Source organism: Hymenobacter sp. (assembly GCF_036388155.1).
GTDB lineage: Bacteria > Bacteroidota > Bacteroidia > Cytophagales > Hymenobacteraceae > Hymenobacter.
Genome location: NZ_DASVSI010000064.1, coordinates 1 through 14,875 on the forward strand (window position 1 = coordinate 1; position 14,875 = coordinate 14,875).

At 63.4% G+C, this 14,875-nt stretch carries 9 protein-coding genes; 7 read left to right on the forward strand and 2 right to left on the reverse strand.

Going from position 1 to position 14,875, the window contains the following annotated elements; translation table 11 throughout:
* Positions 1 to 76: 76 nt before the first annotated feature.
* Positions 77 to 1,465 carry an ethanolamine ammonia-lyase subunit EutB gene (locus VF629_RS08975; protein WP_331058133.1) on the forward strand — a complete coding sequence of 463 codons (1,389 nt, stop codon included), beginning with the start codon at positions 77 to 79 and terminating at the stop codon, positions 1,463 to 1,465.
* A gap of 187 nt (positions 1,466 to 1,652) precedes the next feature.
* A complete protein-coding gene (gene eutC, locus VF629_RS08980; protein ID WP_331058134.1) occupies positions 1,653 to 2,423 on the forward strand; it encodes an ethanolamine ammonia-lyase subunit EutC in 771 nt (256 codons plus the stop codon).
* A 234-nt stretch (positions 2,424 to 2,657) separates the two neighbouring features.
* On the opposite strand, the gene VF629_RS08985 is transcribed toward eutC, so the two are convergent.
* Both VF629_RS08985 and VF629_RS08990 read right to left on the reverse strand, forming a co-directional pair.
* On the reverse strand, positions 2,658 to 3,920 hold the full coding sequence (locus VF629_RS08985; RefSeq protein ID WP_331058135.1) for a zinc dependent phospholipase C family protein: 1,263 nt from the start codon (positions 3,918 to 3,920) through the stop codon (positions 2,658 to 2,660).
* A 79-nt stretch (positions 3,921 to 3,999) separates the two neighbouring features.
* Positions 4,000 to 5,070, reverse strand: a complete 1,071-nt coding sequence (locus VF629_RS08990; RefSeq protein WP_331058136.1) for a glycoside hydrolase family 43 protein — start codon at positions 5,068 to 5,070, stop codon at positions 4,000 to 4,002.
* A 160-nt stretch (positions 5,071 to 5,230) separates the two neighbouring features.
* Here VF629_RS08990 and VF629_RS08995 point away from each other — a divergent pair, with 160 nt between their 5' ends.
* From VF629_RS08995 to VF629_RS09015, 5 genes are all read left to right on the forward strand, one after another.
* Positions 5,231 to 6,340 (forward strand): 1,4-beta-xylanase, encoded by a 1,110-nt coding sequence (locus VF629_RS08995; RefSeq protein WP_331058137.1) that lies wholly within the window; start codon positions 5,231 to 5,233, stop codon positions 6,338 to 6,340.
* A gap of 429 nt (positions 6,341 to 6,769) precedes the next feature.
* Positions 6,770 to 9,952: a TonB-dependent receptor gene (locus tag VF629_RS09000; RefSeq protein WP_331058138.1), complete on the forward strand. Its 3,183-nt coding sequence runs from the start codon at positions 6,770 to 6,772 to the stop codon at positions 9,950 to 9,952.
* Positions 9,953 to 9,986: 34 nt separating this feature from the next.
* On the forward strand, positions 9,987 to 11,609 hold the full coding sequence (locus VF629_RS09005; protein ID WP_331058139.1) for a RagB/SusD family nutrient uptake outer membrane protein: 1,623 nt from the start codon (positions 9,987 to 9,989) through the stop codon (positions 11,607 to 11,609).
* A 180-nt stretch (positions 11,610 to 11,789) separates the two neighbouring features.
* Entirely contained in the window at positions 11,790 to 12,839 is a 1,050-nt protein-coding gene (locus VF629_RS09010) for a glycoside hydrolase family 43 protein (RefSeq protein ID WP_331058140.1), read from the forward strand.
* Positions 12,840 to 12,896: 57 nt separating this feature from the next.
* Positions 12,897 to 14,543 carry a family 43 glycosylhydrolase gene (locus VF629_RS09015; RefSeq protein ID WP_331058141.1) on the forward strand — a complete coding sequence of 549 codons (1,647 nt, stop codon included), beginning with the start codon at positions 12,897 to 12,899 and terminating at the stop codon, positions 14,541 to 14,543.
* Positions 14,544 to 14,875 lie beyond the last annotated feature (332 nt).

The window sequence follows — 14,875 nt, forward strand, 5'->3', positions numbered from 1 at the left end:
GTCTCGGCTGCGCTCGACATGACGGCCTTTTTGTTCAGTTCATCAAAATTGCTCATTCCTCATTAAGCGCAGCGTCATGCCCTACCGTCACACTATTGGCCAGCACAGCTACGTGTTCGATGACCTGAAAACGCTGCTGGCGCGGGCTTCGCCCATGCGCTCTGGCGACGGGCTGGCCGGGGTGGCCGCCGCTACTTATGAGGAACGAGTGGCCGCGCAATACGCCTTGGCCGATGTACCGTTGCGCACCTTTCTCAACGAGGCGCTGGTGCCTTACGAGCAAGACGAAGTGACGCGCCTGATAGTGGACGGGCACGATGCCGCGGCGTTTGCCGGCATTGCGCATTTCACCGTGGGGCAGCTGCGCGACTGGCTCCTCTCGGACGCGGCCGATGCGGGCACGCTGCAAGCCCTCGCCCCCGGCCTGACGCCGGAAATGGTGGCCGCGGTATCGAAGCTGATGCGCAACCAGGAATTGATTGCGGTAGCGCGGCGCTGCGAGGTCGTCACGCGGTTTCGCAACACTTTGGGCTTGCGTGGGCACCTGGCCACGCGCCTCCAGCCCAACCACCCCACCGACGACCTGCGCGGCATTGCCGCCAGTCTGGTCGATGGCCTGCTCTACGGCAGCGGCGACGCCGTGATTGGGATAAACCCGGCCACCGACAACCCCCGGGCCGTGGGCAACCTGCTGCACATGCTGGACGCCGTGCGCGAGCAATACGCCATTCCCACGCAGACGTGCGTGCTGTGCCACGTCACCACCACGCTGGAGCTGATTCAGCAAAAGGCGCCCGTGGACCTGACCTTCCAATCCATTGCCGGCACCGAAGCCGCCAACGCCAGCTTCGGCATTAACCTAACGCTGTTGCAAGAGGCCCATGAAGCCACCCTGGCCCTGAACCGCGGCACCATCGGCCAACACGTGATGTACTTCGAAACCGGCCAGGGCAGCGCCCTTTCGGCCAATGCCCACCACGGCCTCGACCAGCAAACCGCCGAGGCCCGGGCGTACGCGGTAGCCCGCCGCTTCCGGCCGCTGCTGGTGAATTCGGTGGTCGGCTTTATCGGCCCCGAATACTTGTATGATGGCAAGCAAATCATTCGGGCGGCGCTGGAAGACCATTTCTGCGGCAAACTCCTCGGCCTCCCCATGGGCATGGACGTGTGCTACACCAACCACGCCGAAGCCGACCAGGACGACATGGACACGCTGCTCACGCTACTGGGCGTGGCCGGCTGCAACTTCATCATGGGCGTGCCCGGCGCCGACGACATCATGCTCAATTACCAGTCCACCTCGTTCCACGACGCGCTGTATGTGCGCCAGGTGCTGGGCCTACGCCCAGCGCCCGAGTTCGAAGCCTGGCTGACTCAGCAAGGCATTTTTGATAAGGGAGGTTGCCAACTGCCCGCTTCCGCCGAAACCAAGCTACTGGGGCAGTTGCCGCCGCCACTTCGGTGAGGAAAAGCACAATAAGCCCGTCATGCAGAGCGCAGTTAGTGTCATGCAGAGCGCCGCGAAGCATCTCGCGTGTGGTAGTAACTCAATCGTCAGGATTACTGGTGGCGGGCGAGATGCTTCGCTGCGCTCTGCATGACACTAACATCAATTACGCATAGCACCTATACACTCCTTTTACATCCCCTCCATGCCCGACCTGCCCAGCCTTCCTTCTGCTCCGGAACCTGACCCGTGGTCTGGACTCAAAGCTTACACCGACGCCCGCATTGCCTTAGGCCGCACCGGTACCAGCGTGCCGCTGCGCGAGTCGCTGGCTTTCAAGCTGGCGCACGCGCACGCCCGCGACGCGGTGTATTCGGTGCTGGCCACGGATGCGCTGCTGGCAGCGCTGCCGGTGCTACAGCTGCCGCTGTGCCAGGTCCGCAGCCAGGCGCCTACGCGCGAAGACTATTTGCAGCGCCCCGACCACGGCCGGCAACTCGATGAGCCATCCAAAGCTCAATTGGCAGAGCTGGCTTCGGAAGGATGTGACCTCGTCATCGTTTTGGCCGACGGGCTGTCGGCTACGGCCATCAACGAGCACGCCTTGCCGCTGCTGCGCCTGCTGCTGCCCCGGCTGCGGGAGGCCGGCCTGCGCCTGGGGCCACTGGTGCTGGCCGAGCAGGCGCGGGTGGCGCTGGGCGACGAAGTGGGCCAGCTGCTGCGGGCCCGGCTGGTGCTGGTGCTCATCGGCGAGCGGCCGGGGCTGACGTCGCCCCACAGCTTAGGCGCTTATTTCACCCACGGTCCCCGCCCCGGCCTCACCGACGAAGCCCGCAACTGCGTGTCCAACATCCGGCCCGAAGGCCTGGCGTATCCGGCGGCAGCGGCTAAGCTGTTTTTTCTGCTGCAAGAGTCGCTGCGGCGGCAGCTGTCCGGAGTGGCGTTAAAAGACCAGTCGGACCTGTTGCACGAATAGGCCGGGCGGCTGCGGCAGACAAAAGGGGCAGCTACTAACGCGGTTTCGCAGCCAGTGTACCGGCCGGGCAGTAGCGCGACCATGCCCAGCAGGGACTTCGTAGTTCGCGCTACTCTACACCGACCCCGAAACTGCTCTAGGCTGTATGGACCGTCAATAAACGGTCATGCTGAGCTTGTCGAAGCATGACCATTCTTTTTTCAATGCTTTTGCTCACTGCCCACACAGCCCAGCTTACTTCACGGCCCGCAGCTTGTCCAGCGCGGCGCGGGTTTCTTCCTGCTTCTTGCCCTCCTTTTCCTCCTCCGAAGCAGGGGTTTTGGGCTGGGTGCCGTAGAACGTCAGGATGTTTTCGCGGGCGCGGGGCGTGAGGTTTTCGAATTTTTTGTCGGCCAGCTTGCGCAGCCATTCGCCGTAGGTTTCGTCGGCCAGCGGGTATTCGCCGGCGCGGGTGGGGTGGCCGGTGTCGAAGTCGGTGTTGGCCAGGGCCAGGGGGCTGGCGGAGCTGTCGGCGGGCTGGCGGGCCAGGTCGGCGCGGTAGCTGGCCATCACCTTCCGGAAGCTGGCCTTGAACAGGGCTTGCGCCTCGGGGGTGGGCAACTTGAAGGCAAAGGGCTTGAGCGGGCCAATCTTGGGCAGCACCCGGATGAAGTACGAGAGCAGCCGCGCGCCGGTGCCGGGCCGCTCGTACTCGTTGCCGTACTCTTTCCGAAATTCCTTGGGGCTCACGCGCTTCAGGTAGTCGCGGCGCCGGGCGCCGGGGCTCAGCTTCAGAATGTCTTTGCGCTTGTAGTGCCACGCGGCGCGGGCGGCCGTGGGAATGAGCTGGCTCACCGCGAAGCGGAACGTGGCAATGCTCAGGTCGACGTTGGGCAGCACCTGGCCCAGCTCCAGGCCATAGGTTTGCAGGAAAGCCCGCTCCAGCACCGACTTGCTCACCTGAAACCCGAAGTTCTTGTGGTAGTCCTGCGAGTGGTATTTGCCGCTGGCCAGCTGCACCACGTCGAAGGCAAATTCGAGCTGGGTGTGCTGCTTGGGTGCCTGCTCGTAGGTGATGACCGGGCCAAACTTGGCGGCCAGGTCGGGGTACACGCTGGCCATGGCGCGGTTGGTGCCTTCGGAATGGCCGTTGATGTCGGCCGCGTAGTGGGCCAGGGCGCCCAGCGCAAACGCGTAGTCGTTGCGGTTGCGCGACTGGTTTATCAAGCTCCGCACAAAGTCGCCGGAGCGCACGTAGTGCGTGAGGTTGGTAAAGAGCACATTCCCAAACGGGTAGTAGCCCATGTCCTGGATGATGGCGCCGCCGTAGGCATAGGCTTTGGCCGCGGCAATTTCCTCATCCGTGCCCCCGGGAAAGCGTTTCTGCAGGGCCGGCACCAAGCTTCGCTCCCAGGTCGAGTCGATGTTGGCCTGGTGGGTGAGCACGGCGTAAGCGGCCGCGGGTCGGGTTGCGAAAGCCAGCAGAGCGGCCAGCACCAGAATGTACAGAAGGCGCATGAGGGATAAGCGGTAAGCAGAACGTTGGGAGCCTGCAACGGCAAAGTACGGCCCGTCGTTGCGCCAGCGCCAGCCGGCCTCAACCGGGCAGGGGCTGCGGGGTGTAAGTGGGTCCCAGGCAGCGCGGCCCCTGGGCCGTCCACTCAAGCTTATCGATGCACAATTGGCGCTCGGTCATGGCCGTGTTCCAGGCATGATAAACCAGGTATTCGGTCTTGCCGTCGGGCCCCATGATGTGCGAGTGGTGGCCGGGGCCGCGCACGTGGCCGGCCACCGAATGCAGCACCCGCGCGCCCTGCCCGCCGCCCGCTTCGGCATACGGCCCCATTACCTTGTCGGCCACGCAGAAGTCCACGCCGTAGCGGTCGGTCAGGAAGTTGGCGCCGCTGTAGAAGCAGTAGTATTTGCCAGCGTGGCGCCGGATGAATGGCCCTTCCAGCGTGTGCCACTCGGCGAAGGTTTGGTTGTTGTAGAGCGGCATGGTGCGGTTTTTCTCAAACACCGTCCAGTCGTGGCGGGCGCGCAGCACGGTGCGCGCCTCCCCGGCCAGCTTGGTCATGCCCACCAGCTTGTCCACGGCCAGGCCGGTGCCGGGGCGGTAGCCATTATTGGTGTCAATAAAGTCGCGGGCGTAGAAGAGGTACCACTGCCCGTCGGTGTCCCAAAACGGGTGCGCGTCGATGGTGAACTTGCTTTCGGGCACGTCCAGCAGAGCCACTTCGGTGTAAGGGCCCTGCGGGGTGCGGCTGGTGGCCACGTGCAGGCGGTGGCCCACGGTGGCCGCAATGGCCCCGCCGCCCCGCGAGTAGTACATGTAAAAAGTGCCGTTGTGCAGCACCACTTCCGGGGCCCAGAAGTCGGCGCCCTCGCTGCCCTTCGGAGGCGTGAGGGCGCCGCCCGCGTCCTGCCAGTCCACCAGGTTTTTGGAAGTGAGCACGCTGAAGATGCGGCCGTCGCGGGTGCGCCCGTTGCCGGTGGTGCCGAAGGCATAGTACACGCCCTGGTGCAAGAGCACGGCCGGGTCGGGGAAGTTGCGGGCCACCACGGGGTTGCGGTAGGTGCGGGCCGCGCTGGCCGCGTCGGTGGGCAGCAGGGCCAGCAAGCCGCCCACGGCGGCGTAGTGCAGGAACTGACGGCGGGGAATGGACATAGAGCAGTGAGTTGAAATGGTGGGAAGGACAGACACGAAAGTAGAATTTATTCTTTGCTAAAAGCTGTCCATTGCCTCGATTCACATTTTTGCCTCTACCTTTTCGAGCTGAGCAATGTCTTGCCCGGCCCGCGCCTCCATGCTTTCCCAAAATTCCCACATGAAGAAACTAGCCCCTCTCTTGCTGCTGCTGAGCCTGCTGACCGCCCCTGCTGTCGACGCTCAAAAAGTCAAAGCCAAAGCCAAGGGCGGCGTGGCCGCAACGGTCCCATCGAGCCCGCGCTGGACCGCGGCCAAGGCCAACGCCTGGTACAAAACCCATCCCTGGCTGACGGGGGCCAACTTCACGCCCAGCACGGCCATCAACCAGCTCGAAATGTGGCAGGCCGCCACCTTCGACCCCGCCACCATCGACCGCGAATTGGGCTACGCCGAAAGCATTGGCTTCAACGCCATGCGCGTGTTTCTGCACAGCCTGGCCTGGAAACAGGACCCGGCCGGCTTCAAGCAGCGCATGGACCAGTACCTGGCCATTGCCGACAAGCACCGCATCCAAACCATGTTCGTGTTTTTTGACGACTGCTGGAACAAAATGCCCCAGGCCGGCCCCCAGCCCGCGCCCAAAACCGGCGTGCATAATTCGGGCTGGATGCAAGACCCCGGCGACCCGGCCTCCCGCGACTCGGCCACGTTCATGGCGCTGCGGCCCTACGTGATGGACGTCCTCACCCGCTTCGGGCACGACAAGCGCATCCTGCTCTGGGACTTGTACAACGAGCCCGGCAACAACGGGAAGCTGGGGACTTCGCTGCCGCTCCTGCGCAACGTATTTGCCTGGGCGCAGGCCGCCAACCCCGACCAACCCCTGAGCGTGGGCCTCTGGAACTGGGACCGGGAATTTGCGGCCCTCAACGCGTTTCAGGCCACGCATTCCGACGTTGTGACTTACCACTGCTACGACGACGTGCTGCTGCACGAGCGCATCATTTCGTTGCTTTCTACCCACGGGCGGCCCCTGGTCTGCACCGAGTACATGGCGCGGCCCCGCAACAGCCGCTTCGTCAACACCCTGCCGCTGCTGAAGAAATACCGCATTGCGGCTTTCAACTGGGGTTTGGTGGACGGCAAGACCAACACCAAGTACCAGTGGGACACGCCCCTGGCCGACGGCAGCGAGCCCGGCGAGTGGTTCCACGAAGTGTTTCGGCAGGACGGCACCCCCTACCGCCGGGACGAGACTGACTTGATTAAAAAGTTGAACAGTAACTAGCCGCACTCACTTTATGGGCTGAATCTATGCCCTGCGTTTGGCTGGCCTATTTGCGCAATCGATTGTCTAATAAATAGTCTCGTTTTGGAGTAATGCATCAGTGTTCTGCGACGAATCAGCACCAACTATAAAAGAGATAAACACGTCTTTATTGACGAAATCAAACAATTTAGCTTCCTTCATAATCCAGAAGGAATTTGATTGTTCCTCAATTATTTTCTACTATTGCAGCATTGATGCAGCCCGCATCCGGGCGTATTTTCTGGCTTTTTAGCCGCTTAGCGCCATTTAGCTCAACCATTTTGGATTTTACTAACACACGGATAATGGTCTAACACTCACTGCAAACGTTTGGGGCAGCATTTTACGTGCAAACGTTTGTAATCTCATCCTTCAGCTTCTGTATTTCCCACCAACCTTTTCCTAACTATGAAAAAATCTTACCTCAGACTGGGGCGGCACACGGTGCCGGCCTTGCTCTGCTGCCTGCCCTTGTGCACGCTGGCTGCGTCCGGCGCTGAAGCCGCCCGCTTTCCAGCGGTGCCTTTCCGTTTTGCAACGGCGCCCATGCAAACCATTACCGGGCGCGTAACCGATGAAAAAGGCGAAGGCCTGCCCGGCGTCACGGTGCTGGTGCGCGGCACGAGCAACGGCACCAGCACCGGCGCCGACGGCAGCTTCACCATTGACGCCCCGGCCGACGCCACCCTGGTCATCTCCTCGGTGGGCTACGTAACCCGGGAAGTTCCCGTGAACGGCCAGAGCACCATTGCGGTGAGTTTGGCGACGGACGTGCAGCAGCTGTCCGAAGCCGTAGTGGTGGGCTACCTCGTGCAGGAGCGCCAAAACGTGACCGGCGCCGTGAGCACGGTGAGCGCGCAAGACGTGCGCCGCGCGCCCGTGGCCAGCGTGGGCGAGGCCATTCAGGGCCGTGTGCCCGGCGTGCAGGTGAACAACTCCGGGCAGCCGGGCCAGGCGCCGACCATCAACATTCGCGGCCTGGGCACCATTGCCAGCGGCAGCGGCCCGCTCTACGTCATCGACGGGCTGTGGGTGCAGAGCCAGGGCGGCCAGCGCGACTTCAACCCGGCCGACGTGGAGAGCGTGCAAATCCTGAAGGACGCGGCTTCGCTGGCGCCTTACGGGGCTTCGGGGGCCAACGGCGTGGTCATCATCACTACCAAAAAGGGCAAATCGGGCACCACGGCCATCAACTTCAGCGCCAACGGCGGCGTGCAGAACCTGGTGAAGCGCCTGGATTTGACCAACGCGGCCGAATGGGCGGCCATCAACAACCAGGCCTACGACAACGCCGGACTGCCCCGCCAGCCGTTCGCCGCCAACATTCCGGCCGGGGTGGACACCGATTGGCAGGAGAAGTTCTTCAAGCAGGGCTCGGTGCAGGACTACAACCTTGGCTTTTCGGGCGGTGGGCCGAACTCGAACTTCAACGTGTCGGGCGGCTATTTCCGGCAAACGGGCACGGTGATAGGACCGGAGTTTGAGCGCTACAGCTTGCGCGTGAACACGGGCTTTACCCGCGGGCGACTTAAGATTGGCGAGAATGCTCTGCTCTCGCGCGCAAATCAAACCCGTCTGAATATCAGACCGTTCTACGGCTCGCCGTTCTACAACGTAGTGCAGATGCTGCCCGTGAACACGGTGCGGGACCCCACGGTGCCGGGCGGCTTCGGCATCGGCAACCCCAACGCCAGCACGTTTGGCCTGAACCCCATCGCCTCGCAGGAATTGCTGAACGACACGGGCACGTCGAACCGCTTGCAGGGCAACGTGTACGGCGAAGTGTCGGTTACTGACTTCCTGCGCTACCGCCTCAACCTGGCCACGGAGTTCAACGCTTTCCAAGACCAACAGCGGCGGCGGTATGGCGTTTGGCGGCAGAATGACGTCACCGAGCCGTCGAACTTTGGCGAAAGCCAGGGCAACGAATTGTTCGGCATGGTGGAAAACACGCTCACCTTCGACAAGAGCTTTGGCGAGCACAACCTGACGGTGGTGGGCGGCTACAGCCGGCAGCGCTTCGAGCGGGAGTTCACCCGCGGCGTGAACTTCGGTTACGGCCAGGGGCCCGACTATTTCTGGGCGCTGAGCGCGGGCAGCCAGACGCCGCAGGTGCTGGGCTATTCGTACGTGTGGAGCAAGGAGTCCTTTTTTGGGCAGCTGACCTACGATTACAACCAGCGCTACCTGGTGACGGCCGCCTTCCGGCGCGACGGTTCCTCGCGCTTCGACCCGGACAACCGCTGGGGCAACTTCGGGGCCGGTTCGCTGGGCTGGCGCGTGTCGCGCGAGAAATTCTTCGAGAACAACGGCATCTTCTCCGACCTGAAGCTGCGGGCCTCCTATGGCCGCCTCGGCAACGACTTGCTCATTGGGGACTATGGCGGCTCGTACCTGCCGCAGAGCTTCCTCAACACCAACACCAACTACGGCCTGGGCGGCGGCATCCAGAACGGAGCCATCCAGACGAACTACGCCAGCACGGGCATCCGTTGGGAAAGCCGGCAGACGACCAACGTGGGCTTCGACGCGGCTTTCCTGGCCAACCGGTTGACGCTGTCGGCTGACTATTACGTGTCGAAAACCACCGATGCGCTGGTTGCTCCTTTCCTGCCGCTCAGCTTCGGCAACGCCGGCGGCAACCCCTACCGCAACTTGGGCGAGCTCGAAAACAAGGGGTTTGAATTCGTGCTGGGCTACAACGACGACCGCGCCAAATTTCGCTACGGCGCCACGGCCAACCTGACCACGCTGAAGAACACCGTGCTTGACCTGGGCACCGCTGGGGTTGAGGGCACTGGGTCACCCAACTTCTTCGCCGGCGGACCGCGCGAAATCACCCGCACCGAGAAAGGGTACGAGGTGGGCTCGTTCTACCTCTACCAGTTCGACGGCATTTACCAGACCGGTGATGCCAACATCCCGGCGGGCCTGGCTCCCGGCGACGTGCGCTACAAGGACGTCAACGGCGACGGCGCAATTACCGACCAGGACCGGGCGCACGTGGGCCGGGTATTCCCCAAGATTCAATACGGCCTGAACCTGAACCTGGGCTACGGTGGATTTGACCTGACGGCCTTCTTCCAGGGCGTGCAAGGCAACGACGTGATGAACCTGGGCCGCTTCCTGACCGATAACACCGCCGACAACAGCAACTACCGCGCGGATTTCAGCCCCTGGACGCCCACCAACCCCTCGACCACCACGCCGCGGGCCATCATCGCGGGCGGCCCGCAAAACGGCGCCGCTGCCGGCAACAACGCCCGGTTCAACTCCACGCGCTGGCTGGAAGACGGCTCGTACCTGCGGTTGAAAAACCTGCAGCTCGGCTTCACCGTGCCCAAAACCGTGCTGGAGCGCGCCAAGTACGTGTCTTCGCTGCGCATCGTGGCCACGGTCCAAAACCTGTTCACGATAACCGACTACAGCGGCTACGACCCCGAAACGGTGGGCAGCACCGGCGCCTACGACCCCACCACGGGCACCAACGGCGGCAACAACGGCCAGATTAACAGCCTGGCCCGCGGCGTGGACGAGGGTTCTTACCCCAACCTGCGCTCGTTCACGCTGGGCATTCAGGCCGGCTTCTAAGGGCCTTCCTCCAACTCTTGATTTATCCTCCGATATGAAAGTTTCATTTTTAGCCCGGTTGGGACTCGCGGGTGCGTTGCTGCTGAGCGCCACCGCTTGCGAGAAAGACCTGCTCGACCAAGTGAATCCCAATTTGCCGTTCACGGAACAGTCGTGGAAGACGAGCGACGACGCCGTACGCGCCTCCGTGGCCAACTACGCCGGTCTGCAAGGGCTGGGCATGTACCGCCGCTGGCTCAACTTCGCCTTCGACCTGCGCGACGACACCGGCTTCAGCCAAAGCCCCTGGGGCGAGCTGGCCGACTTCACCCGCTTTGTGCAGGTGAACTACGACTTTGAGGTGTCGCGCGACATCTGGCGCGACCACTACCGCACCATCTTCCGCAGCAACCAGATACTCGCCAACGTGCCCGGCATTCAGATGGACGCCACGCTGCAAAAGCGCGTGCTGGCCGAAGCGCGCTTCCTGCGCGCTCTGAGCTACTACAACTTGGTGTCGCTGTACGGCAACGTGCCGCTGGTGCTGCAATACTCCACCAACCTGAACCAGAGCAGCCCCCAGGGCACCGAGGCGCAGGTGTGGTCGCAGATTTTCAGCGACCTGCAAGCCGCCCAGGCCGACCTGCCGGTATCCTACACCGGCAACAACGTGGGCCGGGCCACCAAAGGCGCCGCCACCACGCTGCTCGGCAAGGCCTACATGCAAAACCGGCGCTGGGCCGACGCGCAGGCGCAATTCGCGCAGGTTATCGCCCCCGCTAGTGGCTACGACTTGGAGCCGGCCTACACGAACAACTTCCGCCACACCACGGAGAACAACCGGGAATCCATCTTTGAAGTCCAGTTTTCGGACGTGAACCGAGGCGGCAACGACGCCGCCGGCGGCCCCGACGCTACGTCGTCGCAGGGCGGGCAGCGCTCGCAGTTCTGGGGCATTCCCGGCACGCCGGAAATTCAGGGCCAGCCCGGCACCGGCTTTGCCGGCGCGGGCTTCGGCGACGGGGAGCTGCGGCCGTGGGTGGTGCGCGAGTTTTTGCAAGAGCCCGCCGCCAATGGGCAGCGCGACCCGCGCCTGGCCGCCACCGCGTTCTACAACCGCCGCGACCAAACCCAATTTGCTTCCTCTCTGCCGATTGATGCCGACACCCTAGTGTACGGCGTGGGCTTCGTCACCCGCTACCGGCGCGATGCGCGCAACCTAGGACGGGTGTACTACCGCAAGTACGCCACCGACTACTACCGCACGTTCGAGGACTTCGACTCGCCCATCAACCAGCGCGTGATGCGCTTTGCCGACGTGCTGCTGCTGCAAGCCGAAGCCCTGAACGAGCAAGGCCAAACCGCTGCCGCCGTACCGCTCATCAACCGGGTGAGGAACCGCGCCGGTTTGGGGGACCTGCCCGCGTCGGCGTCGGCCAGCCAGGCCGCCATGCGCATGCAACTCATGCACGAGCGCATCACGGAGCTGACTGGGGAGGGCGTGCGCTGGTTCGATTTGCAGCGCTGGGGCCTGCTGGATAACCAAACGACTGTTGACCAGCTCAAAGCCCGCGACCCCGATTTCACCACCTTCGTGCCGGGCAAATCGCGCCTGCTGCCCATCCCCCAATCGGAGGTCGACCTGAACCGGCTCGCACAAAACCCGAACTATAACTAAGCTCGCTGGTCCTTACCAACGACAACCCACAGCCGCTGTGCCACCTGGTGCAGCGGCTGTTTGGGTTAAAGTAGAGGCGGGCGCGTAATGGATGAGCCTGCCGCCGCTTACCTTAACCACCCTGTACTTCTACGCCGGCAAACGTTGCGGGCGCGCACTTCCCACCCAATTTCGCCCGCCATGTGGTCCCTACGCGCTTCCCTTCTTGCCTCCTGGCTGCTCCTGAGCGCGCCCGGCTGCAAGAAAGCGGCTGCCCCCGCAATGCCTCCCCCGGCGCCGCTCACCACCTACACCAACCCGCTGCTCGGCTCCGGGGCCGACCCGTGGGTGACCCAGAAAGACGGCTTTTACTACTACATGCACACCACCGGCGGCAACCTGACGCTATGGAAAACGGCTAAGATGTCGGAGCTACGCTCGACTTTGGGCAAAATTATCTGGACGCCGCCCGCCAGCGGCCCCACCTCGCGCGACATTTGGGCGCCGGAGCTGCACTTTCTGGACGGCAAGTGGTACGTGTACTTCACGGCCGGGCCGGGCAACTGCTGCGGCGGCCAGCGCATGTGGGTGCTGGAAAACGCCGCGGCCGACCCCACCACCGGCACCTGGAGTGCACCCCTGCCCATTGCCGTGCCAGGCCAGGACCTGTGGGCCATCGACGGCACCATTCTGGAGCAGAACGGCAACCGCTACTTCGTGTGGTCGGGCCAGGAAGCGGGCTCGGACCAGCAGAACCTGTACATCTGCCGCATGGCCAGCCCCACCGCCCTCACCGGCCCGCGGGTGCAGCTCAGCGTGCCGCAATACCCCTGGGAGCAAAACGGCGCCCCCAGGGTGAACGAAGGGCCAGAAATTCTCAAGCACGAGAACAAAACCTTCCTGGTGTACTCGGCCAGCCACTGCAGCACCGACGACTACGCTCTGGGCCTGCTCACGGCCAGCAGCACCGCCGACCCCATGCTGCCGGCTGCCTGGACCAAAACGCCCACCCCCGTCTTCACCAAAGACCCCGCCGACCGAGCGTTCGGACCCGGCCACAATTCCTTTTTCATCTCGCGCGACGGCAAGGAAAACTGGATGGTTTACCACGCCAACATCGACCCGAACAAAGGCTGCGGCGACGCGCGCAGCCCCCGCATGCAAAAATTCGACTGGAACCCCGACGGCACCCCCAACTTCGGCACGCCCGCCCCAACGGGCACTCTGCTCCCCCGGCCGGGCGGAGAATAATGCCATCCACAACATCGTTTCGCCGGTATCCCGGCTCTTTCCCTTCCCTAAATAATTATGCGCATCATCGCTTCACCAGCCAAGTCGTTACTCCTCATCAGCAGTTTATTGACCGCCGCCTGCCAACAAACGCCCACGAGTACCCAAGTGAGTGGGCCTGGGGCTGAGGCCAAAGAGCGGCCGGCTACCGAGCCGGCCGCTGCTGCCACGACCACCGCCGGGAAACCGCTCTTTATCAACCCCGTGATGCCCGGCGACTTCCCCGACCCGTCGGTGGTGAAGGTGGGCGACACGTACTGGGCCTCGGCCACGTCGTCGAACTGGGGGCCGGCGTTTCCTTTGCTGAAATCGAAGAACCTGACCGAGTGGGAATTGGTCGGGCACATGTTTCCGGACAAGCTGCCGGAGTGGGCCGACTACTATTTCTGGGCCCCCGAAATCACGCAGGAGGGCGGTAAAATTTACGTGTACTACACGGCACACAAAAAGGGCGGCAACCTGGCCGTGGGTGTGGCCAGCGCCGACCGCCCCGAAGGGCCCTACCGCGACCACGGCCCGCTGGTGGGCCAGCCCGTGGGCTCCATCGACGGCTTTCCGATGCGCGACGAAAACGGCAAGCTCTACCTCATTTGGAAGGAAGACGGCAACAGCGTCAACCAGCCCACGCCCATCTGGGCCCAGCCGATAAACGAGGCGCGCACCGCCCTCACCGGCGAGAAAAAGGAGCTGTTTCGCAACACCGAGACTTGGGAAGGCAACCTCGTGGAAGGCGTGAGCATGGTGCGCCACGGCGACTATTTCTACGCCTTTTATGCCGCCAACGGCTGCTGCGGCCACACCTGCACCTACGGCACCGGCGTGGCCCGCGCCAAAAGCCTGCTCGGCCCCTGGGAGAAAAACCCGCGCAACCCCATCCTGCAGCCCACCGAGGCGTGGCGCTGCCCCGGCCACGGCACCGTCACGCAGGGCTTCGACGGCCGCTGGTTTCTGCTGCACCACGCCTACGCGGCCAACAGCTTCGAGAACGTGGGCCGCCAGGGCGTGCTGACGGAGTTTGCCTGGAAAGCGGACAACTGGCCGGAGTTTGTGACCCAGGGCGTGGCTCCGGCCGTGTACAACCCGGCAGCGGCCCAGCCCGTCGGCGACGATTTTAACGGCGCCAAGCTGGGCGTGCACTGGCAATGGCCCATTGAAGACAGGCCGCAGTTTGCCGTGCGCGGCGGCCAGCTGCGCCTCACGGCCCACCCTGACAAGGGCGGCGCGGCGTTGGGGCGTCACACCCTCACCGCCGACTACACGGCCACCATTACCTTGCTGGCGCCCGCGGCCCTGCCGGCCAGCGCCACGGCTGGCCTCGCCGCCCACGGCGACCCCAAAAATATGCTGGCCCTTACCGCGAGCGGCGGCAAGCTGCAGCTCTGGGAGCGGCGCAACGGCAAGCAGACCGTGCTGGCCCAAACCGTCCTGCCCAGCGCTGCCAGCAAAGCCGTGCAGCTGCGCATGCAAGTGAAGGGCGGCAACAGCTACCGCTTCGCCTGGAGCACCGACGGCACCACCTGGACCAACCCCCTGGCCAACGATGGCGCCACCAACGGGCAGTTTCTGCCGCCTTGGGACCGGGGCGTGCGCGTGGGCGTGCTGGCGCAGGGGCCGGCCACGACTACGGCGATTTTTGACGATTTTAGCCTCATCAATCAGCCGTAAATGCCCCAAACGAACGAGGCTTTGGGGAAGCATCGGGTTTGCATGAGCAGCGAGTGGCAAGAATTAAGCACTAAGATTGTAAGTATCTGTCTCTAAGACCGTTTTGCAAAATATAAGGACTTGCTACTTTTGACTTACTACTTAAGTGGTTTCTTGCCACCGTTTTGGCCGATGGTACGGTTTCTCTCCCGCCCGAAAACCGGCCTGCACCCCGCTTCGTTTCTCACGCATCATGCTCTCCACGAAATTCTTGTTTGGCACCGCCCTGGCCGTTGGCCTGCTTTCGGCGCCTGCTGCCCACGCCCAAACCCCCAAACCCAAAACCCCCGCCC